Origin of the sequence: Comamonas sp. BIGb0152, assembly GCF_024809975.1 — a bacterium.
In the GTDB taxonomy this organism is placed as follows: Bacteria; Pseudomonadota; Gammaproteobacteria; order Burkholderiales; family Burkholderiaceae_C; genus Comamonas.
The window spans coordinates 300,293-320,854 of sequence record NZ_JANUDY010000004.1; the positions used below are offsets into that span (position 1 = coordinate 300,293).

Sequence of the window (20,562 nt, forward strand, 5' to 3'; positions counted from 1 at the left end):
TCTTGGGCTCAGCCATTAAGCGGCAACCGCTTCAGGATGGCGCATCCGCCTCGCGCTCACGCCGGCTGGGCAGACCAAAGGCGATGGCGCCCAATGCCCCCTGCACCAGCGCATACACGCCATAAATCAGCCCCACGCCCACCGCCAAGGCCGCCGGCACGCCAAAGGGCGCCAGCGCCGCCGCACTGGCCGCCTCACGCGTGCCCCAGCCGCCCACGCTGACGGGCAAGGCTGCCATCAGAAAAATGGGCGCCATCGCAAAGGCCCAGGCGGCCAGGTCAAGCTGAATGCCCAGCGCCAGCCCGCCCAGCGCCAACGCGGCGGCAGACAGCAGCTGCACCAGGGCGGACGAGGCCGCTTGCACCAACATCTGGCGGTTGAAGTCCGGGCGCGCAGCCGCCTGCAGCAGGGGCTGCAGCCAGGCCGGCAGGCTGGCTGCCTGGCGCTGGCCCAGCCACCACAGCAGCAGCCAGGGCAGCGCAATCCAGACGATGACGCCGAGCACCATCAAGACCTGCAGCGCGAAGGGGGACACGCGCAGTACCGGCGCCAATGCGCTGGCCGACAGCGCCGCGCCAATGGCGCCAATGGCGCAGAGCATCCACAGGCCGCTAAAGCGGTCCAGCAAAACAGACAGCGAGGCAGCGGCCTTGCCCTGGCCACTGCGCTGCAGCACCACGGCGCGGTAGACATCGCCGCCCACGACCGCACCGGGCAGCAACGCATTGAGGCCAATCGCCTGAAAATACCAGCGCAGCGCATCCGGCCAGCGCATGGGTGCGCCCAGCCACTGCGCCAGCGCCCGCCAGCGCCAGGCCGATACCACGTTGGACGCGATGGCCGCCGCCAGTCCGGCCAGCAGCCAGCGCCCATCGGCCGCACGCAGGCGGGCCCAAAGGGCGGCAGGGTCGGCAAAATAGGCCACGGCGCCCAGCAAAACGGCGCCACACAAGGCCTTGATGCAGGCTTTTTGTGTACGGTTCACACCAGGGGACGCTTAAAGATGGGGGGCGGCAGCAGGCTGCACAGCTTGCACGCGCGCGGCAACGGCATCCTGGCGCACCATGCGGGGGGTCTCCCCCGAGTCGTCGAGCACGTAGTCGTCCGCATAGTACTGGCGGCCACCACCCGATTCGTAGTAAATGCGGGTCAGCAGCTCGCCGATCAGGCCGGCGGCGACAAAGGTCATGCCCATCAGCACCAGCATCACGCCAATGATCAGCAAGGGGCGACCGCCAATGCTCTCACCCATCAGCTTGACGATGAACAAATAGGCCAGGATCAGGAAGCCGGGGGTGGCCAGCCACAGACCCAGGCCGCCAAAGGCGTGCAGCGGGCGCTGGCGGTAGCGCATCAGGAAGACCATCAGGATCAAATCCAGGATCACGCGGAAGGTGCGGTCGATACCGTACTTGGACACACCCGCCGTGCGGGCATGGTGGCGCACCGGCACCTCGGTGATGCGGGCACCGGCATCGCGCGCCAGCGAGGGGATAAAGCGGTGCAGCTCGCCGTAGAGGTGTACGCGGTCGATGATGTGGCGGCGGTAGGCCTTGAGCGCGCAGCCATAGTCGTGCAGTTGCACGCCGGTGGCGTTGGAGATCAGGCGGTTGGCAATCTTGGACGGCAGCTTGCGCGAGATCGCTGCATCCTGGCGGTCCTTGCGCCAGCCGGACACCATGTCCACGCTCGGGTCGGTCTCCAGGCGGTTGAGCAGCAAGGGGATGTCGTCGGGTTCGTTTTGCAGGTCGGCATCCAGGGTCACCACATAGCGGCCCTGCACCCGGTCAAAACCGGCCTGCAGCGCGCTCGATTGGCCGTAGTTGCGCGCCAGGATCACCGGGCGCAGCCAGGGGCGCGTGGCGGCCAGCTCCAGCAGGCGCTTGGCGCTGTCGTCCTTGGAGCCATCGTCGACGGCAATCAGCTCATAGCTCAGCGGCTGCGAGCGCATGGCCGCGTCAATCCGGTCGACCAAGGCGATCAGATTGTCGAACTCGTTATAGATAGGGACGACGATGGAAACAGCAGGAGACATAGAGGGCACATTGCAAAAAGCCGCTCAAACGGGCGGCTGGACCGAGACCGGAACCGGTATGCGGCGCAGCCCAACCGGGGTTGGCGACTCTTGTGGCATTGGTAAAACAGTGGTCGCCTATACTACCTGATCCGCTCTTTCCTCTGCTGCTGATGCGACAGGCTGGTGCCGCGCCTTGGGGCTGCGGGCCCTGTGTGCACCCGCATTTCGTGTTTCTGCCATGACGTCTGCGTCCCCCTCCCCCGCCAAAGATTGGCAGTCCCAGCTCTACCGCCACCCGCTGGCCTGGGTGCTGGTGCTGGCCTGTGCGCATGTCCTCTCGCGCGTGGCCATCTCGGATGGCATGAAATGGGACGAGTCCGAACAAATTCTCTGGTCCCAGCAGTTTTTGCTGGGCTATGGCGCCCAGCCCCCCGCGTACAGCTGGCTGCAATGGCTGGTGGGCCAGTTGCTCGGGCCCTCGGTGTTGGCGCTGTCGCTGGTCAAACACAGCCTGATTGTGCTGACCTATGTGCTGGCCTGGCAAACCGGCCGCGCCTTGCTGCCCGCCAAGGGCGCCTTCTGGGTCGCAGGCGGCCTGCTGCTGATGCTGCCCTTTGGCTGGGACAGCGTGCGCGACCAGACCCACACCATCCTGGTCACCGCGATGACCTTTGGCGCCTGGTGGATGGCCTTGCGCCAGGTACGCACACCTGCTTTGATTAATTTTGTCGGCCTGGGCATTTTTTGCGGCGTGGGCATGCTCGCCAAATACAGCTTTGCCATGCTGATTGGCGTGTTTGCCGTAGCCGCCTTCAGCGTGCCCCAGGTGCGCCGGGCGCTGCTGGGCCGGGGCTGGTGGCTGGCGCCCCTCATCGGCCTGCTGATTTTTGCGCCGCATGGCTTGTGGCTGCTGCAGCACTGGCGTGAGGCCACCTCCGAGACCATCAACAAGATGGACATCTCCACCCAGGTCTCCCACCTCAAGGGCCTGGGCGCCTTGGCCAAGGCCGTGTTCTCTACCTTGGGGCTATGGCTGCTGGTTACGTTGGCCAGCTACCGGGGCCGCTTGTGGAAGGCCGAGCCTGCCCAGTCGCCGGCTCCGCAGCCAGCCGCACCGGAGTGGCGCATCTGGGCCTGGCCGCTGCTGTGGCGCTACCTGGCCCTGGTGTTTGCTATTTTGGTGGGCATGGTGCTGGTGGGCGATGTCAGCAACTTCAAGCAGCGCTGGGTGCTGCCGCTGACGGCGGTGGCGCCGCTGGCCCTGTATGTCTGGCGCCCGCGCCTGCTGGCTGAGGGCGTGGGCCGGGGCTACACCACGACGGTGCTGGTGTTTGCGCTGGTCTTCCTGACCCTGGCCACAGTGCGCCCCTGGCAGTCCAACCTGCGCAAAGAGTCCGATGAGCTCAACCACCCCGTCGCGCAACTGAGCGCCTCACTGGCCGCTGCCGGCTATGACGGCCAAGGTCTGATCGTCGGCTCGGACAACATGGTCGCCGCCATGCTGCGCTCACGCAACCCCAAAGCCTATGCCACGGCGTGCACCGCAGAGTTTGGCCGCATGGCCGAGTGCCTCACGCAGGCCCGCGCCCGGGCCGTGCAAACCGGCACCGGCCTGCTGTACATTGCCCGCATGGACAAGGCCACGCCCGCCTGGTGGGAGCCCGTGCTGGCTGCGGTGCCCGGCGCGTCCGTACAAGATCTGACCCTTCCGTTTTCTCATATGCGTGCCAGCACGCCGCCCATGCATTACCAGTATCTGTGGCTGCCCGCACCCATCACACCATGAAACCTGTTCTCGTCACCGGCGCTGCCGGTTTTATCGGCATGCACTGCGCCTTGCGCCTGTTGGAACGAGGCCTGCCCGTGGTCGGCATCGACAACCTCAACAGCTACTACGATGTTGCGCTCAAAGAAGCGCGGCTCGCGCAGCTGCAAAGCCACCCCAACTTCCGCTTTATCAAGCTGGATCTGGCCGACCGCGCCGGCATGGCCGCACTGTTTGACGAGGTGCAGCCCCAGCGCGTGCTGCACCTGGCCGCCCAGGCAGGGGTGCGCTACTCCATCGACCAGCCCGATGACTACACCGACGCCAACCTGCTGGGCTTTGGCCATGTGCTGCAGGGCTGCCGCAAGCACCAGGTGGCGCACCTGGTCTATGCCAGCAGCTCCAGCGTCTACGGCGGCAATGCCAAGATGCCCTATGCCGAGAGCGACGCCGTGGACCACCCGATCAGCTACTACGCGGCCACCAAGAAGGCCAATGAGCTGATGGCCCACACCTACTCGCACCTCTACCAGATGCCCACCACCGGGCTGCGCTTTTTCACGGTCTACGGGCCCTGGGGCCGGCCGGACATGGCCTTGTTCAAGTTCACCAAGGCCATCCTGGCGGGCGAGACGATTGATGTTTACGGCAACGGCCAGCTGGTGCGCGATTTCACCTTTATCGACGACATCGTCGAAGGGATTCTGCGCGTGCTGGACAAACCGGCCGCGCCAGATAGCGACTATGACGCGCTGCACCCCAACCCGGGCACCAGCACCGCGCCCTACCGCATCTTCAATATCGGCAACAGCCAGCCCACCGTGCTGATGGACTACATCGGCGCGCTGGAGTCCGCGCTGGGCATGCAGGCCCACAAGCGCATGCTGCCCATCCAGCCGGGCGACATGCACAGCACCTCGGCCGATACCCGTGCACTGCAGGCCTGGGTGCAGTTCTCCCCTTCTTTCACTGTCACAGACGGAATCCAGCGCTTTGTCGACTGGTACCGCTCGTTCTACCGCGTATGAAAGTCACTGTTTTTGGAACCGGCTATGTCGGTCTTGTTCAAGGCGCCGTGCTGGCCGATGTCGGCCACCAGGTGCTGTGTGTCGATGTCGATGCCGCCAAGGTCGCCGCGCTGCAGGCCGGCCAGATCCCCATCCACGAGCCGGGGCTGGACAAGCTCGTCACCAGCAACCATGCCAATGGCCGGCTGCGCTTTACCACCGATGCGGCCCTGGGCGTGGCCCACAGCGAGGTCATCTTTTTAGCGGTGGGCACGCCGCCTGATGAAGACGGCAGTGCCGATCTGCAGTACGTGCTGGCCGTGGCCCGCACCATTGCCCAGTACATGGATGGCCCGCGCATCGTCATCAACAAATCCACCGTGCCGGTGGGCACCGCTGACAAGGTGCGCGCGGTGATTGCCGAGGGCCTGGCCGCCAGGGGCGCCAGCCACGGCTTCGATGTGGTGTCGAACCCCGAGTTTCTGAAGGAAGGTGCCGCCGTTGCCGACTGCCAGCGGCCCGACCGCATCATCATCGGCACCAGCAACCCCACGTCTGAGGCGCGGCTGCGCGAGCTGTATGCGCCCTTCAACCGCAACCACGACAAGATCGTGGTGATGGATGTGCGCAGTGCCGAGCTGACCAAGTACGCCGCCAATGCGATGCTGGCCACCAAGATCAGCTTCATGAACGAGATCGCCAACCTGGCCGAACGCCTGGGCGCCAATGTGGAGGCGGTGCGCCGTGGCATTGGCAGCGACCCGCGCATTGGCTACCACTTCATCTACCCGGGGGTGGGCTACGGCGGCAGCTGCTTCCCCAAGGATGTGAAGGCCTTGGTGCGCACCGCCGAGGAAATTGGCTTTGATCCCCTGCTGCTCAATGCCGTCGAGGCCCGCAATGAAGCCCAGCGCAACGTGCTGTTCGAGCGCATCAGCGCCTTTTATGGCGGCCAGCTGCAGGGCAAAACGATTGCGCTGTGGGGCCTGGCCTTCAAGCCCAATACCGATGACATGCGCGAGGCGCCCAGCCGCAACCTGCTCGAAGCGCTGTGGGCCGCAGGCGCCCGCGTGCAGGCCTACGACCCGGTCGCGATGCAGGAAGCGCAGCGCATCTATGGCGAGCGCAGCGACCTGGTGCTGGCCGCCGACCCCGAGGCCAGCTTGCAAGGCGCCGACTGCCTGGCCATCGTCACCGAGTGGCAGATCTTCCGCGCCCCCGATTTTGGCCAGCTGGCCCAGAGCCTGCGCGACCGCATGATCTTTGACGGCCGCAACCTCTATGACCCGGCCCTGGTGGCCGGCTATGGCCTGGGCTATGTGTCGATTGGCCGCCAGCCGGTGCAGCGGGCCGACTAAAGCACCTGGCGATCTGCCACCAAAAAAGCGAGTCCTCAGACTCGCTTTTTGCTATCTATGGGCCGACAGAGCAGACCGCCGATTTACTTCGTGCTCTCCACCTGGCCATCAAAGCGCATATCGGCATAGGCCACGGTGCGGCTGCCCCGTACCCAGCGGTAGGCCCACCAGATCAGCAGGAACACCGGCAGGCCGATGTAGGTGGCCACCACGCCGCCCCAGTCAATCCGGTCTTTCAAGAAGGCCTCGTAGTTCTGGCCCAGGGTAATGACCAGGCACAGCACAAACGCAAAGATGGGGCCAAAGGGGAACCAGGGCGAGACATAGGGCAGCTCCGACACAGCATGGCCCTGAGCCACAAAGCCCTTGCGGAAGCGGTAGTGGCTGATGGCAATACCCAGCCAGGCGATAAAGCCAGTCATGCCCGACAGGTTGAGCAGCCACAGGTACACGGTCTGCGGGCTGAACAAAAAGCTGAAAAAACACAGCCCGGCCATCACCGTCGTCGCCAGCAAGGCCATCACCGGCACCCCATGGCGTGAGAGGCGGCCGAAAATGCGCGGCGCCATGCCCTGGCAGGCGAGGGTGTAGAGCATGCGGGTGGAGGCATACATGCCCGAGTTGCCCGCCGACAGCACCGAGGTCAGCACCACGGCGTTCATGATCACCGCCGCCGACAGCAGGCCTGCTTTCTCAAACACCAGGGTAAAGGGGCTGACGCTGATATCGCCAACGCCATTGCGCAGCAAGTGCGGGTCGGTATAGCTGACCAGGGAGCCAATCACCGCAATGGCCAGCACATAGAACAGCAAAATGCGCCAGAACACCTGGCGCACGGCGCGCGGGATGTTCTTGGCGGGATTCTCGGACTCTGCCGCCGCAATACCGATCAGCTCGGTGCCCTGGAAGGAGAAGCCCACGATCATCGCCACCCCGATCAAGGCCGCAAAGCCGCCGGCAAACGGCGCGTCAGCCACCTGCCAGTTGGCCATTGCGCCCCAGACGCCGTCGGTCGGGCCGCCGCGCAGAATGCCAAAAATCATCGCCACGCCCAGCGCGATAAAGACCAGCACCGTCGTCACCTTGATCGCCGCAAACCAGTATTCGGCCTCACCAAAGCCGCGCACCGAGATGGCATTGAGGGCCACCATCAGCAACAAAAACAGCGCGCTCCACCAGTAGCCCGGCACATCGGGGAACCAGTAAGCCATCACCAGCTGCGAGGCCACCAGGTCCACCGCAATGGTGATCGCCCAGTTGTACCAGTAGTTCCAGCCCAGCGCGAAGCCAAAGCCCTCGTCCACATAGCGCGCGCCGTAGGTGGCGAACGAGCCCGACACCGGCATGAACGCCGCCAGCTCGCCCAGGCTGGTCATCAAAAAATAGACCATCAGGCCGATAACGCCATAGGCCAGCAAGGCACCACCCGGCCCGGCTTGGGCAATGGTGGCACCCGATGCCACAAACAGCCCCGTACCGATGGAGCCGCCAATGGCGATCATCGACAGATGGCGTGCCTTGAGATCACGGCGCAGCTCGTTGGCTGGCGCGGCGGTAGATTGATCAGTACGAGACCCAGAACCCGGCATAAACAAAAAAGCATGGCAACCAGCGCCATGCCAACAATGACAAGGCCGCCATTATCGGGTTTTCCCCTGGCCTGCGGTAGTGGCCGCCCACAATTCCGCAACAGGGCGCGTGTTTCCTTCAGGGAAGGTCTGCGTTAGCCCAAGCTCAAGGTCTGGCTGATCGACCACTGCTGGCCCGGCGCCAGCAGCACCGGCGTGTCGATGCTGGCCGCTTCCACACAGAGCATCTGGCGCCAGCCGCCATCAGGCATATCGGCCAGGCTGTGGCTCAGCTGCAGGCCCGGGTTCCAGACCACCATCTCGCTGGCCGTGCTGCTGTGGGCAATCTCCAGCCGGCGCCCGGTTGGCAGATCGGGCTGCTGCAACTGCAGCACCGTGCCCGCCGCGCTCGGTGTGGAAAACACCCGGTCAAAGCCCTGCTCCGTGGTTGCCGCAAAGCCCACATCACCCGGCGCCTGCACAAAGCGGGTATCCGCCAGTGCATCCCAGCAAGCCAGGCCCTGCAGGCCGGACAAGAGGGTCTGGGTGACATCGTCCACCTGCAGATAGCTGTGCAGCGCGCAGGTCATGGCCCAGGCGGCCTGGTCGGTGTTTTGCACATCCAAACGAATCGAGAGGCTGCTGGCCTGTACGGCAATGCGCAGGCGGGCATCAAAGGCATGGGGCCAGTAGGCCCGGCTGGCCTCGCTGTCCGTCAGTTGCATCACGATGCCGCCCTCATCGGCTTCCAGCATCTGCCAGGGCAGGTTGCGTGCAAAGCCATGCTTGGGCAAAGGCCCGCGCGTGTTGAACTGCGGAAAGCACACCGGCACGCCCCCTCGGATGGCCGCATGCCCATCGCGCAGGCTGGCGGGGCTCAGGTACAGGTGCTCGCGGCCATCGGCGGTCTTCCAGGACAACAGCTGCGCCCCTTGCTCTGCGACCACCGCCGAGAAGCCATCGGGCCACTGGGCACCCCAGGCTGCAAAGCCTTCGTAGCTGATTCGGGTCCACGCATGCGCCATATCTTTTGCTCCTGTGAATGCCGCGATTGTGACATTGGCGGCTGCTCCAGCAACCTAGCCTGAGCAATACAGCGGACGCAAAAAAGGACAGCGTTTGCTGTCCTTGGTACACGCCATGGTATGCGCGGTATCGCGGCAGGTGCCCAGCCGCAGCCAGGCAGCAAGCCGATCAATACTCCCAGAAAATGCGCTGGATTTCCTTGGGATCGTTGGTCTTGGTCAGCGCCAGCGCTGCCAGCAGGCGGGCCTTTTCTGGACGCAGGTCATGGGCGACCACCCAGTCGTACTTGTCATCCGGCTGCTCTGCATTGCGCAGCACAAAGCCGTAAGGCACGCGCGACGAGCGGATCACCTGCACACCCTTGCTGCGCGCCTCTTGCAGTGCGGGGACGATGCGGTCTGCCACCGAGCCATTGCCCGTGCCGGCATGCACGATGGCCTTGGCGCCGGTACCTACAAAGGCATCAATGGCGGTGCGCGGCACACTGCCGTAGCTGTAGACCACTTCCACCGCAGGCAGGCTGGAGATGGTGTCGATATTGAACTCGGACTGCATGGTGTGGCGCTTGACCGGTGCGCGGAACCAGTAGTTCTTGCCTTCCACCACCATGCCCAAGGGGCCCCACTGGCTCTGGAACGCATTGGTCTTGATGTTCACATCCTTGTTCACATCCCGTGCGGTCTGGATCTCGTCGTTCATCGTCACAACCACGCCCTTGCCTTCGGCATCCTTGGCCGCTGCCACGCTCACGGCGTTGAGCAGGTTCAGTGCGCCATCGGCCGACAGCGCAGTGCCTGGGCGCATGGAGCCCACCACCACGATGGGCTTGTTGGTGTGCACCGTCAGGCTCAGGAAGTAGGCGGTTTCAGCCAGGGTGTCGGTGCCGTGGGTGACGACCACGCCATCCACATCGGCCTGCTTGACCAGCGCCGATACGCGCTTGGCCAGCACCAGCAGGTTGTCATTGGTAAAGCTCTCGGATGCAATCTGGAAGACTTGCTCACCGCGCACCTGGGCTACCTTGGACAGCTCAGGCAGGCCTGCCAGCAGCTTGTCCACCGGCACCTTGGCGGCGCTGTAGGTGGCGCTGTTCATTGCCGATGCACCGGCGCCAGCGATGGTACCGCCGGTAGCCAGCACCACTACATTGCGCATGCCTTGCTGTGCAGGCTGGCTGGCAGCCATGGGAGCGGCTGCCGGTGCGGCGGCAACGGCGGGGGTCGCCGCAGCGGCTTGGGTGTTTTGTGGGCCGCTGGCGCAGGCGCCCAGGCTCAGGCTGACTGCCAGGGTCACAGCCGTCAGGGCTGGAAGCCTCCAGCGGGCCGCCTGGGACAAATGCAGCATTGTTGTCGATTTGTATGCCATCAGTAACACCTCATTTCAGAAGCCAGTATCTTAGAAACAGCAAGCGCGCTGTCACATAGGTGAACACACCTATGGTTTTTTATATAGTCATAGTCATGAGACTTATCGATAGACAAACAACACAACACTATCCTGAAGACAGATCAAAAAACAGCGGGCCAGTGCCGCTCGCCACCGGAATGAAAAAAGCCAATAGGCCTATGCTGCAAGGTGGTTTTGAAGGCGGCCGACGCCAGCGGTGATGAGGACGACTGGGCAGTACGCTCAGACCCTCTCAGGGAGTTTGCAGAGAATCACTAAGGGTTATATCGGCGGCCCACCAAGGACCCTGCCCACCCCGCTAGACTTGCCAGATCGGGGTTGCTACCACTGTTAATACCAACAGGTTCTACGCTGCTTACCGTGCAGCATCAGGGCCGGCGCAGACCCAGCGCCCCAGCCCCATTGCAGGAGAGATTTGCATGTTTTCGTTTTTCGAGCGGCGGGTGCCGCCCTATCCCAGCGCCGAGCCCCAGGTTCCGCCCAAGGGATTTTTTGCCTTTATGTGGGCTTGCACGCAGGGCATGCGTGGCTGGATCGGCTTGCTCACCGCCACCTCGGCCCTGCTGGCCATGTACGAGGCCATGCTGTTCGCCGTCATGGGCCATGTGGTCGACTGGCTGGCGACCATGTCGCCCAACAACTTCTGGGCCGAGCAAGGCCGCACGGCACTGGGCATTGCCGGCATCTTGCTGGGCAGCGTGCTGCTGCTGGCCCTGCACACCCAGGTGATGCACCAGGTGCTGGCCATCAATTTCCCGATGCGCCTGCGCTGGGTGTTCCACCGCCTGATGCTGGGCCAAAGCATGTCCTTCTATGCGGACGAGTTTGCCGGCCGCATTACCACCAAGATCATGCAGACGGCCTTGTCCGTGCGCGAAGTGGTGTTCATGATCGTCGACGTGCTGGTGGGCGTGAGCGTCTACATGATCGGCATCCTGATCCTGGCGGCCAGCTTTGAGTGGCGGCTGATGATCCCCTTCCTGCTGTGGCTGATCGCCTATATCGGTGCCTGCATGTTCTTTGTGCCGCGCCTGGGCAAGATCGGCAAGGCCCAGGCCGATGCCCGCTCGATGATGACCGGCCGCGTGACGGACGCCTATACCAATATCGCCACCGTCAAGCTGTTCGCCCACACCAAGCGCGAGGCCGAATACGCCCGCAGCGCGATGGAGGCCTTCAAACAAACCGGCCAGGCCCAGATGCGCCTGGTCAGCCTGTTCGAGATCGCCAACCACCTGATGATCACCCTGCTGCTGCTGGGCGCATCGGGCACCGCCCTCTACCTGTGGATGAACGGCCAGGCCAGCGCCGGCGTGGTGGCAGCCGTGATCGCCATGGCGCTGCGCCTGATGGGCTATTCGCACTGGGTGATGTGGCAGATGACGGGCCTTTTTGAGAACGTAGGCACCATCCAGGACGGTATCAACACCTTGACCAAGCCGCGCAGCATTGTGGATGCCAGCCAGGCCAAACCCTTGGTCGTGCAGCAAGGCCGCATCGATTTCGACAACGTCAGCTTTGGCTATAAGGATGCCGGCCGCCCGGTCATCGACCAACTCAACCTCACCATCAACCCCGGCGAGCGCATTGGCCTCATTGGCCGCTCCGGTGCGGGCAAGTCCACCCTGGTCAACCTGCTGCTGCGCTTTCACGACCTGGCCGGCGGCCAGATCCGCATTGACGGCCAGGACATCGCCAAGGTCACGCAGGACAGCCTGCGCGGCAACATCGGCATGGTCACGCAAGACACCTCGCTGCTGCACCGCTCGATGCGCGACAACATCCTCTACGGCCGCCCGGACGCGAGCGAGGAAGACATGCGCCGCGCCACCGAACGCGCCGAGGCCTCCGACTTCATCACCACCTTGAGCGACCGCTTTGGCCGCACCGGCTACGACGCCCAGGTGGGCGAGCGCGGCGTCAAGCTCTCTGGCGGCCAGCGCCAGCGCGTGGCCATTGCCCGCGTGATGTTGAAAGACGCTCCCATCCTGCTGCTCGACGAGGCCACCAGCGCGCTGGACAGCGAGGTCGAAGCCGCCATCCAGGAAAGCCTGGACAGCCTCATGCATGGCAAGACGGTTATCGCCATCGCCCACCGCCTGTCCACCATCGCCGCGATGGACCGCTTGATCGTCATGGACAAGGGCCAGATCATCGAGCAAGGCACGCACCAGCAGCTGCTGGCCCAAGGCGGCATCTACGCCAAGCTCTGGGCCCACCAAAGCGGCGGCTTCCTGGCCGAGCCGGTGGATGGACCTCTATAAGAACCCGTTCTCAGCAGCACCATGGCCATTGAACTGAGCAAGGACGTGCACGACCGTGCCGTCCAATCCATCGAACGCTACTTTGAGCACACCCAGGGCGAGCGCATCGGCAACATCACCGCTGCCGCCTTGCTGGGTTTCTTCCTGCAGGAAATCGGCCCCAGCCTCTACAACCAGGGCGTGGCCGATGCCCAGGCACGCCTGCACGAGCGCCTGCAGGAGCTGGACTATGAGGTGCATGAAGACGAGTTTGGGTATTGGAAAAGCGCCGCCACCGGTAAGCGAGGAACGCGGGGCTAGCAGGCGCCGCCGGACATGGGCGGGGGGCGTGGCAGCACCCCTCCAGCCCTTACGATGCCCTAAGGCTTGAGCAGCACCTTGCCCTTGCGGCCCGGTTGCAGGCTGGCCGCTGCGGCTTGGGCGGCGTCGGCCAGATCGTAGATGGCCTCGATTGGCAATTGCAGATCACCACTCAGGATGCGCTGTATCAGCTCGCCCAGCAGGCGCCGCTTGTCTTGGGGCGACATCGCTTCGCTCACCTTGCTGCCCCAAAAGCCTTTGACGGTGGCCTGTTTGAAAATCATGGCGCCCGAATCAATCTGCATGGGCTCACCAGCCATGGTGCCAAACGACACCAACGTGCCGCCTTCGCCAAGCAAGGCCAGCAGCGCGGCACTGGCAGCGCCCCCGATCGAATCGACAGCGGCGTAGGCCCCGCTGGGGCCCAGCAGGGCGCTGGCGCGTTGCGTCCAATCCGTCTGCGCGGTGGACAAAACGTGGGCGATGCCCAAGTCACTCAGCGCCTGCACAGCCTCATCGCGGCGCACCAGGTTGAGCACCTGCACGCCGCGCGCGCTCGCCAACATGGCCAGCGTTTTACCGACGGCGCCGTTGGCGGTGTTCTGCGCAATCCATTGCCCAGGCTTGACGTTGAGGAACTCCAGCAGCATCAAGGCACTGAGCGGCATGGCAATGAGCTGGGCCGCGACTTCATCGGGGATAGCTTCAGGCATCGGCACCAGCAAGCGCGCGGGCGCCAGAAAGTACTCGGCCCAGGTGCCGTGGACGCCCGCCACCGCCACGCGCTGCCCGACTGCCACGCCCTCAACGTGTGGGCCCAGGGCATCCACCACGCCCACGGCCTCGCTGCCACCAATGGCCGGCAGCTCGGGCTTGTAGCCATAGCGGCCGCGAATGGTCCACAGGTCATGGTTGTGGATAGGGGCCAGCAAGGTCTTGATGCGAACCTCGCCGGCAGCAGGATGGGGCATGGGCTGATCGCCCAAGCTCAGCACATCAACGGGCTCGCCGAAGCTGGTGTGAATGGCACTGCGCATGGTGTCGGTCCTTTTCAAGCCAGCATGGAGAGCAAGGCCTCAGCCACCGCTTCGCTGCTGGCAGGGTTCTGGCCGGTGACCAGGCGGCCATCGACTTCCACATGCACTTGCCAATCAGGGCCCTTGTGGTAATCGCCGCCCAAGCGGGTAAACACATCTTCGATGAGGAAGGGCACGACCGCCGTCAGGCCCACGGCCTCTTCTTCGCTGTTGGTAAAGCCTGTCACGCGCCGTCCGGCAACCAGGGGCTGGCCATTGGCGGCCTTGACCTGGATGAGGGCTCCCGGTGCATGGCAGACCAGACCCAGCGGTTTGCCCGCGCGCTCAAAGGCCTCCAGCAAGGCAATCGAGGTGGCGTCATTGGCGAGGTCCCACAGCGGGCCATGACCACCGGGGTAGAACACGGCATCGAAGTCATCGGCCTTGACCTGTGCCAGCAGGGTGGTGGCTGCCAAGGCCGCTTGTGCCTTTGGATCCTTGCGGAAGCGCTCGGTGGCTGCCGTTTGCGCATCCGGCTCGTCGCTCTTGGGATCCAGTGGCGGCTGGCCGCCCAGGGGCGATGCCAGGGTGATCTCGGCGCCCGCGTCCTGGAAGACGTAGTAAGGCGCTGCAAATTCTTCCAGCCAGAAACCGGTCTTGCGGCCCGTGTCGCCCAGGCGGTCGTGCGAGGTCAGAACAAATAGAACTTTCATGGGGAGACTCCTTGGGAGGTTAACGCAGGGGTGGGGGAGAAACGGTTGGCGCGGCTTCACAGGTCAGCAGATGCAAGGTGGCAGCCCGCGCTTGCACCAAAGAAGACTTGTCCTGGCTCAGCTTGGCCAGCAGCGCCGCGCCCAGCCACATTTGGTAGATCACGCGCGCCAACACCAGCGATGGCGGGCCAGCGGGCAGCGATCCATCGCTGCGGGCCGCATCGATCAAGGCGCCGAGCTTGGCGAGCAAGCCCTGCACGCCGGTATGGAGCACCTGGCGCATCTCTTCAGACAGGTCCGCCACTTCAGCCGCGAGCTTGACCACCAGGCATTCTTCGGCCCAACCACAGCTGGCATCGCCGGGCGCAGAAATCCAGGCGTCCCAGTAGCGCATCAGGCGTTCGTAGCCCGTGCCATCGGGCGCCAGCAAGCGATCGACCTTGTGGCCATAGCCGTCCACATACTGCTGCAGCAGCGCGCAGCCAAAGGCTTGCTTTGACGGGAAGTAATGGTAGAACGAGCCCTTGGGCACATTGCAGGACTTCAAGATTTCCAGCAAACCCAGCGCGGCAAAGCCTTTGCGCAGCACGAGCTGGTGCCCGGTATCGAGGATGTGCTGGCGGGTCGCTTCCGCTTTCTTGGTCAAGGTCATGGCTGCATTGTAGTTAAAAATAGACCAGTCGTCTATTAAACCTGATGTGCTGTGTAAAGCGCCTTGTTTGCCGCCTACCCAACAAGCCCAGTGTCTAACTGCAAAAAAAGATCTCGGTGTCTTAAGCTTGCGGGGTCCGCACCTCAGAACACCCTGCGAAAGTGATCCCCCCATGTCCGACGTCTCTGCGCTTTCCGATCCATCTGCGCCTGCGCTCGCCAGGCTGATCCAGTTCTACGAAACGCTGACGCCGCAAAGCCTCCACCAGCTGGAGAGCTGCTATGCAGGCGATGCGTATTTCAAGGATCCGTTCAACGAGGTGCGCGGCTTGCCCGCGATCACCGCCATCTTTGAGCACATGTTTGCGGTGCTGCATGAACCACGCTTCGTCATCACGCAGACCTTGGTGCAGGATCGCCGCGCGGCACTGGAATGGGAATTCCGCTTCCGCTTTCGGCGCTGGCGCCCGCAAGTGCAGCAGTGCATCTGCGGCGCATCGTTGTTGACCTTGGATGCGCAAGGGCGCGTATCCCAGCACCGCGACTACTGGGACGCGGCAGAAGAGCTGTATGAGAAATTGCCGGGCATTGGCATGCTGATGCGCTGGCTGCGCCAAAACGCCGCGGTCAAGACCACAGCGCCTGGCCCGCACAGCGCCGGGCAGTCGCCGTCCTGAGCACGGCACCCAAAGGCCGCGCAAGGCCGCTCTAGGCGACAAAGAAGCCAGGTTTATCGCGCAGCGGGCGCCGCGCTGGGGCCCGCCAAGCCGTAAAAGGTGGTGCTGGTGACCCATTCGATGATCTGGTCATCGCTGTACTGGCCCGACTCCTTGAGCAGGCCCAGGACGGGATCGCAGGCACGGGCAAACAAGGTGTACAGCACCAGCTCGGCAGGCAGGTGCCGTGGCAGTTGGCCGCTGGTCTGGGCCTCGGTGATCCAGATGCTCAGCCGGTTGCTCAGCGCAATGAGCCGGTCCATATAGGCATCGTTGGATTGCAACGAGGCGCTGAGGTTGGAGTTTTGCGCGGGCAACGAAGGCATTTCCCCTTCCAACTGGGTGCGCATGGCCCAGCGCACCACCGCCTTCAACTGCTCCAGCGCCGCGATCGGTTGGCCTGATTCGGCCGCCGCATCGGCCGCGCTGCGCAAGCCATCGACAAAGGCCAAGGCGCGGTCCAGCACCCCGACCATCGCAGCGCCGGCCAATTCTTCCTTCGACGTGAACAGCTTGTAGAGGCTGGCCTTGGCCATACCCGCTTCAGCGGCCACCTCATCAACAGTCATGGCGTCGTAGCCCTTGGTCGCGAGCAGCCGATTCACGGCGGTCACGATGGCCTCTTCACGCACGCGCTGTATTTGTTCCTTGATTGATGACCGAGCATTCATGCAGCCCATTTTATGACGTGCGAGGTCATCACGGAGACTAAATAGTGCAAATTTGATATTTGTGGTTTATAGTGTGAACTCATCAGTTCAACAAATGATCCGCAAGGTATTCCTGCATGGCTGTCGAATCTACAAAGGCCCTTTCATGCAACGCATAGCTGTCATTGGTTCGGGCATTTCTGGCCTAGCTGCGGCGGTCCGTCTGGCCAGTTCCCAGACTTCGCACCGGGTCTGCCTGTTCGAAGCCGGCAGCCATTTCGGGGGACACGCCCATACCGTGGACCTGTGCCTGGATGGCATCCGTCACGGCGTGGACACCGGGTTTCTGGTGTTCAACCACCGCACCTACCCCTTGCTGACGCAGCTTTTCAAAGACCTGGGTGTGGAGACGGTTCCGTCTGAAATGTCGTTCTCCGTTCAGGTGCCCCGTGCCGACGCAGGCACAGCACTGGAATGGAGTGGCAAATCCCTGGGCAGTGTTTTTGCACAAAAGCGCAACCTCTTGCGCCCACGGTTTTGGGGCATGCTGCGGGACATCGCCCGCTTCAACCGCCTGACCAGTGACATGGCCGAGCGCCAGGCAGAGGCGCAGATGACGGACTCCATCGCCGCATTCCTGGACCAGCACGGCTTTTCAAAAGCGTTTCGCAGCGACTACCTGCTGCCCATGCTGGGCTGCATCTGGTCTTGCCCCACCGACCAGATGCTGCGCTTTCCGGTGGCCACCATGATTCGCTTTTGCCACAACCATGGGCTGATCCAGGTGACAAACCGCCCTCAGTGGTACAGCGTGCGCGGGGGCTCGCAGCAGTATGTACGCCGCATGCTGGCCCGGCTGCAGCGGGACGGCCGCCATGAGACCCACCTGAACACGCCGGTGCTGGGCTTGCAGCGCCACCCCCAGGGCGTGCTGGTGCAGACAGCGCAGCGCTCGGAGTGGTTTGATGCGGTGGTACTGGCCTGCCACAGCGACCAGGCTTTGCAACTGCTGGGCGAGGGTGCAACAGCCGCCGAGCGGGCTGTGCTGGGCAGCATCCGCTACCAGCCCAATGAGGCAGTGCTGCATACCGATACCGCCGTTCTGCCCCAGCGCCCGGCGGCATGGGCCGCCTGGAACTACGAGCGGGCAGCCGCCGCCAGTGCCGAGCAAGCGGGCGTCTGCCTGCACTATCTGATCAACCGGCTCCAGCCCCTGCCCTGGCAGCAGCCGGTGCTGGTGTCGCTCAACCCCGCCCGCCCGATTGCAGCGGACAAAGTGCATTCACGCATCCAGTACAGCCACCCGGTTTTTGACCAGGCGGCGATCCTGGCCCAGCGCCAGATTCCCCAGCTGCAGGGCCAGTTGCGCACCTGGTTTTGCGGCGCATGGTGCGGCTATGGTTTCCACGAGGACGGCCTGCGCTCCGGGCTGATGGCTGCGGATGGCGTGTGCCAGTCGTTGGCCAGCGCGCCCTCGGTGGCCAACGCGCCTGCGCTGGAGGAGGTCGCGTGAACAGCCAACCGCTGATCGGCTTTGGCCACATCTGGCACCAGCGCTTGCGCCCCGTGGTGCATGCTTTCCGCTACCCGGGCTACTTTCTGCTGCTACCCCTGCGCAGCTTGCGCACCCAGCCCGATGCGGTGCTGCGCCGCAACCGGCGCGGCGCCATCAGCTTTTATGACCGCGACCATGGCGACGGCAGCCCGGACTGCCTGGCCTGGTTTGACCAGCTGCTGCAGCAAGAAGGCATCCACGACGCGGGCGGGGAGGTCTGGCTGCACACCTTCCCTCGCGTGCTGGGTTATGCCTTCAAACCGGTCAGCTTTTGGTACGCGCACCGCGCGGATGGCTCGCTGGCGGCCGTGCTGGCCGAGGTCAACAACACCTTTGGCGAACGCCATGCCTACCTGCTGGCCGGGCCCGATCTGGCCTGGGGCACGGAGCAGGTGGCGGTCAAATGCTTTCATGTGTCACCGTTTTGCGAGGTACAGGGCGAATACCGCTTTCGCTTTGTGCGCAGCGACACCCGCAACCAGGCGCAGGTCGACCTGCACGACGAGGCGGGCCCACTGCTGCGCACCGGCGTAACCGGGGTGCTGCATCCCTTGAATGCCGCCACGCTCAGGCGGGCATTCTGGGGCATGCCGCTGATGACCTGGGGCGTCCTGTTTCGCATCCACTGGCAGGCGCTGCGCCTCTGGTCCAAACGCCTGCCTTTCCACCGCAAACCCTCAGAGCCCAAGCGCTTCGTCACACGATGAACACCTCCACTGCCTCTTTGTCGAGCCGCTCCGAAAAGGCCGCGCGCTCCATCCCCCGCAGCGCGCGCCAGGTGCTGCAACTGCTGGCGCATCTGCCCTGCGGCCAGCTGGACCTGCAGCTGCCCGATGGGCAACTGCGGCACTTCGCCCAACAGGCCGCATCGCAGGCCGATGCGCGCTGCACCCTCCACGATTGGAGCGCGCTGGAACGCATCCAGCGCTCGGGGGATATCGGCTTGGCAGAGGGCTATATCGAAGGCCAGTGGGACAGCCCCGACCTGACCGCGCTGCTGCGTTTGTGCATCCGCAACCGCGACCACATGGAGCAGCTGGTATATGGCAACTGGTGGGGACGGCTGGGCTTTCGGTTGCGCCATTTGCTCAACCGCAACACCCGGGCGGGCAGCGCCCGCAACATCCATGCCCACTACGACCTGGGCAATGATTTTTACCGCCTTTTTCTGGACCCGGGCATGAGCTACAGCGCCGCCTGGTTCGAGGGGCGCAGCGGCGATGCGCTGGCCCAGGCCGATCTGGAGCAGGCCCAGGACGCAAAAATGCGCCGCGCGCTGCAAGAGACCGGGCTGCAACCCGGCCAGCGCCTGCTGGAGATTGGTTGCGGATGGGGCGCACTGGCGCAGACGGCCGCCACCGAGTTTGGCGCCCAGGTGACGGGGGTGACCTTGTCGCACGAACAACGCCAATGGGGGTTGGAGCGCATTGCGCAAGCGGGCCTGGAGGCCCAGGTTGATCTGCGCTACCAGGACTACCGCGACCTGGCCGGCCAGCACCAGGCTCAGCCCTTTGATGCCATCGTGTCCATCGAGATGTTTGAAGCGGTGGGGCACGAGTACTGGCACAGCTATTTCCAGTCGCTGCGCCAGTGCCTTAAGCCGGGCGGCTATGCCTGTGTGCAGTCCATCACCTTGCGCGATGACCTGTTTGCGCGCTACCTGCGCTCCACCGATTTCATCCAGCAATACATCTTCCCGGGCGGCCTGCTGCCCAGCGTCAAGGCCTTTGAGCGCGAAGCGCGCCAGGCCGGTTTGACTGTGGAAAAGAAGCTGCACTTTGGCAGCGACTATGCCGAGACGCTCAGGCGCTGGCGCCAGGCCTTTGAGCAGCAGCTCGACGCCATCCACGCGCAAGGCTTTGATGAACGCTTTGTACGCATCTGGCGCTTCTACCTCGCCTACTGCGAGGCCTCGTTCGACATGGGCAATACCGACGTCGTCCAATTCACTTTGCGCAGGCCGGCACATGACTGAGCTTCGCCGACGCCAAACCCTGGGCTGGGGCGCCAGCTTTCTCGCTCTCACCATGACTGCCATGACCCACGACCTCCTCGCTGCAACCCCTGCCACCCCTGCCGAGCTGCGCACTGCCCTGCCGGGCGCTCGCCTGGTGGGCACCGGTGTGCTGCGGTTTTTTGGCCTGCGGGTTTACGAGGCGCGGCTGTGGGCGGCACCGGGCTTCAACCCGGCAGACTATGCCCGCCAGCCCTTTGCGCTAGAACTCATCTATGACCGCAAGCTGGAGGGCGAGGCCATCGCCGAGCGCTCCATTGCCGAGATGCGCCGCGTCGAGCCCTTCTCCGAAGACCAGGGCCGCCAGTGGCTGCGCATGATGAAACAGGCCTTCCCCGATGTGGTGGCCCAGGATCGCCTGCTGGGCATAAGCGACGGTGCGGGCAAGGTCGTTTTCTTGCACAACGGCCGCGAAACCGCAGCCATCGACGATGCGGTCTATGCACGCCTGTTTTTTGGTATCTGGCTGTCGGAGCAGACCTCGGCACCGGCGCTGCGCGCTGCGCTGCTGGGCCAGGGCTAAGGGCCATCCGCC

19 protein-coding genes are annotated in these 20,562 nt (G+C 64.1%); 10 read left to right on the plus strand and 9 right to left on the minus strand.

Going from position 1 to position 20,562, the window contains the following annotated elements; all coding sequences use genetic code 11:
* Window positions 1–31: 31 nt before the first annotated feature.
* Window positions 32–985, minus strand: a complete 954-nt coding sequence (locus M2375_RS10320; protein ID WP_259165732.1) for a lysylphosphatidylglycerol synthase transmembrane domain-containing protein — start codon at window positions 983–985, stop codon at window positions 32–34.
* 12 nt (window positions 986–997) lie between these two features.
* Window positions 998–2,035, minus strand: coding sequence for a glycosyltransferase family 2 protein (locus M2375_RS10325; protein ID WP_259165734.1), 1,038 nt, complete (start codon window positions 2,033–2,035; stop codon window positions 998–1,000).
* A 220-nt stretch (window positions 2,036–2,255) separates the two neighbouring features.
* Here M2375_RS10325 and M2375_RS10330 point away from each other — a divergent pair, with 220 nt between their 5' ends.
* Genes M2375_RS10330 through M2375_RS10340 form a run of 3 tightly spaced genes read left to right on the plus strand, consistent with a single transcriptional unit; the run spans window position 2,256 to window position 6,147 of the window.
* Complete coding sequence (locus M2375_RS10330) at window positions 2,256–3,803, plus strand: glycosyltransferase family 39 protein (RefSeq protein WP_259165737.1); 1,548 nt, start codon at window positions 2,256–2,258, stop codon at window positions 3,801–3,803.
* Complete coding sequence (locus M2375_RS10335) at window positions 3,800–4,810, plus strand: NAD-dependent epimerase (RefSeq protein ID WP_259165741.1); 1,011 nt, start codon at window positions 3,800–3,802, stop codon at window positions 4,808–4,810. Before M2375_RS10330 ends, M2375_RS10335 begins: the two co-directional genes overlap by 4 nt.
* Window positions 4,807–6,147: a UDP-glucose/GDP-mannose dehydrogenase family protein gene (locus M2375_RS10340; RefSeq protein WP_259165742.1), complete on the plus strand. Its 1,341-nt coding sequence runs from the start codon at window positions 4,807–4,809 to the stop codon at window positions 6,145–6,147. The genes M2375_RS10335 and M2375_RS10340 overlap by 4 nt, the downstream gene beginning before the upstream one ends.
* Window positions 6,148–6,230: 83 nt before the next feature.
* Here M2375_RS10340 and M2375_RS10345 read toward each other — a convergent pair whose 3' ends face one another.
* The 3 genes from M2375_RS10345 to M2375_RS10355 form a co-directional block, all read right to left on the minus strand.
* A complete protein-coding gene (locus M2375_RS10345; RefSeq protein ID WP_259165745.1) occupies window positions 6,231–7,736 on the minus strand; it encodes an amino acid permease in 1,506 nt (501 codons plus the stop codon).
* A gap of 134 nt (window positions 7,737–7,870) precedes the next feature.
* Complete coding sequence (locus M2375_RS10350) at window positions 7,871–8,740, minus strand: D-hexose-6-phosphate mutarotase (protein ID WP_259165746.1); 870 nt, start codon at window positions 8,738–8,740, stop codon at window positions 7,871–7,873.
* A gap of 169 nt (window positions 8,741–8,909) precedes the next feature.
* Window positions 8,910–9,926 (minus strand): type II asparaginase, encoded by a 1,017-nt coding sequence (locus M2375_RS10355; RefSeq protein ID WP_259166073.1) that lies wholly within the window; start codon window positions 9,924–9,926, stop codon window positions 8,910–8,912.
* Window positions 9,927–10,567: 641 nt separating this feature from the next.
* On the opposite strand from M2375_RS10355, the gene M2375_RS10360 reads away from it, so the two are divergent.
* Together M2375_RS10360 and M2375_RS10365 are read left to right on the plus strand one after the other, a co-directional pair.
* A complete protein-coding gene (locus tag M2375_RS10360) occupies window positions 10,568–12,412 on the plus strand; it encodes an ABC transporter ATP-binding protein (RefSeq protein ID WP_259165749.1) in 1,845 nt (614 codons plus the stop codon).
* 21 nt (window positions 12,413–12,433) lie between these two features.
* Window positions 12,434–12,712: a DUF2164 domain-containing protein gene (locus M2375_RS10365; protein WP_259165751.1), complete on the plus strand. Its 279-nt coding sequence runs from the start codon at window positions 12,434–12,436 to the stop codon at window positions 12,710–12,712.
* Between the two features lie 59 nt (window positions 12,713–12,771).
* Here the strand turns inward: M2375_RS10365 and M2375_RS10370 are convergent, their stop codons facing one another.
* Genes M2375_RS10370 through M2375_RS10380 form a run of 3 tightly spaced genes read right to left on the minus strand, consistent with a single transcriptional unit; the run spans window position 12,772 to window position 15,093 of the window.
* Complete coding sequence (locus M2375_RS10370) at window positions 12,772–13,749, minus strand: zinc-binding dehydrogenase (RefSeq protein WP_259165755.1); 978 nt, start codon at window positions 13,747–13,749, stop codon at window positions 12,772–12,774.
* A gap of 14 nt (window positions 13,750–13,763) precedes the next feature.
* Window positions 13,764–14,441: a type 1 glutamine amidotransferase domain-containing protein gene (locus M2375_RS10375; RefSeq protein WP_259165760.1), complete on the minus strand. Its 678-nt coding sequence runs from the start codon at window positions 14,439–14,441 to the stop codon at window positions 13,764–13,766.
* Between the two features lie 19 nt (window positions 14,442–14,460).
* The gene (locus M2375_RS10380) at window positions 14,461–15,093 is read right to left on the minus strand and encodes a TetR/AcrR family transcriptional regulator (RefSeq protein ID WP_259165762.1); all 633 of its coding nucleotides are present in this window, start codon (window positions 15,091–15,093) and stop codon (window positions 14,461–14,463) included.
* A gap of 172 nt (window positions 15,094–15,265) precedes the next feature.
* Between M2375_RS10380 and M2375_RS10385 the strand changes: the two genes are divergently transcribed.
* Window positions 15,266–15,769, plus strand: a complete 504-nt coding sequence (locus M2375_RS10385; protein WP_259165765.1) for a nuclear transport factor 2 family protein — start codon at window positions 15,266–15,268, stop codon at window positions 15,767–15,769.
* A gap of 53 nt (window positions 15,770–15,822) precedes the next feature.
* Here M2375_RS10385 and M2375_RS10390 read toward each other — a convergent pair whose 3' ends face one another.
* Window positions 15,823–16,479, minus strand: a complete 657-nt coding sequence (locus M2375_RS10390) for a TetR/AcrR family transcriptional regulator (protein ID WP_259165766.1) — start codon at window positions 16,477–16,479, stop codon at window positions 15,823–15,825.
* Window positions 16,480–16,624: 145 nt separating this feature from the next.
* Between M2375_RS10390 and M2375_RS10395 the strand changes: the two genes are divergently transcribed.
* The 4 genes from M2375_RS10395 to M2375_RS10410 are packed head-to-tail and all read left to right on the plus strand — an operon-like array spanning window position 16,625 to window position 20,550.
* Entirely contained in the window at window positions 16,625–17,971 is a 1,347-nt protein-coding gene (locus M2375_RS10395) for an NAD(P)/FAD-dependent oxidoreductase (RefSeq protein WP_259165769.1), read from the plus strand.
* The gene (locus tag M2375_RS10400) at window positions 17,968–18,720 is read left to right on the plus strand and encodes a DUF1365 domain-containing protein (protein WP_259165771.1); all 753 of its coding nucleotides are present in this window, start codon (window positions 17,968–17,970) and stop codon (window positions 18,718–18,720) included. Before M2375_RS10395 ends, M2375_RS10400 begins: the two co-directional genes overlap by 4 nt.
* Window positions 18,717–19,988, plus strand: coding sequence for a cyclopropane-fatty-acyl-phospholipid synthase family protein (locus M2375_RS10405; RefSeq protein WP_259165772.1), 1,272 nt, complete (start codon window positions 18,717–18,719; stop codon window positions 19,986–19,988). Before M2375_RS10400 ends, M2375_RS10405 begins: the two co-directional genes overlap by 4 nt.
* Entirely contained in the window at window positions 19,981–20,550 is a 570-nt protein-coding gene (locus M2375_RS10410) for a chalcone isomerase family protein (protein ID WP_259165776.1), read from the plus strand. Before M2375_RS10405 ends, M2375_RS10410 begins: the two co-directional genes overlap by 8 nt.
* The last annotated feature ends 12 nt before the right edge of the window (window positions 20,551–20,562 follow it).

Bases quoted from the DNA above. Each gene is read 5' to 3' on its own strand.
- M2375_RS10325 (WP_259165734.1), bottom strand. From the start codon at position 2,035: ATGTCTCCTGCTGTTTCCATCGTCGTCCCTATCTATAACGAGTTCGAC.
- M2375_RS10330 (WP_259165737.1), top strand. From the start codon at position 2,256: ATGACGTCTGCGTCCCCCTCCCCCGCCAAAGATTGGCAGTCCCAGCTC.
- M2375_RS10335 (WP_259165741.1), top strand. From the start codon at position 3,800: ATGAAACCTGTTCTCGTCACCGGCGCTGCCGGTTTTATCGGCATGCAC.
- M2375_RS10340 (WP_259165742.1), top strand. From the start codon at position 4,807: ATGAAAGTCACTGTTTTTGGAACCGGCTATGTCGGTCTTGTTCAAGGC.
- M2375_RS10345 (WP_259165745.1), bottom strand. From the start codon at position 7,736: ATGCCGGGTTCTGGGTCTCGTACTGATCAATCTACCGCCGCGCCAGCC.
- M2375_RS10350 (WP_259165746.1), bottom strand. From the start codon at position 8,740: ATGGCGCATGCGTGGACCCGAATCAGCTACGAAGGCTTTGCAGCCTGG.
- M2375_RS10355 (WP_259166073.1), bottom strand. From the start codon at position 9,926: ATGGCTGCCAGCCAGCCTGCACAGCAAGGCATGCGCAATGTAGTGGTG.
- M2375_RS10360 (WP_259165749.1), top strand. From the start codon at position 10,568: ATGTTTTCGTTTTTCGAGCGGCGGGTGCCGCCCTATCCCAGCGCCGAG.
- M2375_RS10365 (WP_259165751.1), top strand. From the start codon at position 12,434: ATGGCCATTGAACTGAGCAAGGACGTGCACGACCGTGCCGTCCAATCC.
- M2375_RS10370 (WP_259165755.1), bottom strand. From the start codon at position 13,749: ATGCGCAGTGCCATTCACACCAGCTTCGGCGAGCCCGTTGATGTGCTG.
- M2375_RS10375 (WP_259165760.1), bottom strand. From the start codon at position 14,441: ATGAAAGTTCTATTTGTTCTGACCTCGCACGACCGCCTGGGCGACACG.
- M2375_RS10380 (WP_259165762.1), bottom strand. From the start codon at position 15,093: ATGACCTTGACCAAGAAAGCGGAAGCGACCCGCCAGCACATCCTCGAT.
- M2375_RS10385 (WP_259165765.1), top strand. From the start codon at position 15,266: ATGTCCGACGTCTCTGCGCTTTCCGATCCATCTGCGCCTGCGCTCGCC.
- M2375_RS10390 (WP_259165766.1), bottom strand. From the start codon at position 16,479: ATGAATGCTCGGTCATCAATCAAGGAACAAATACAGCGCGTGCGTGAA.
- M2375_RS10395 (WP_259165769.1), top strand. From the start codon at position 16,625: ATGCAACGCATAGCTGTCATTGGTTCGGGCATTTCTGGCCTAGCTGCG.
- M2375_RS10405 (WP_259165772.1), top strand. From the start codon at position 18,717: ATGAACACCTCCACTGCCTCTTTGTCGAGCCGCTCCGAAAAGGCCGCG.
- M2375_RS10410 (WP_259165776.1), top strand. From the start codon at position 19,981: ATGACTGAGCTTCGCCGACGCCAAACCCTGGGCTGGGGCGCCAGCTTT.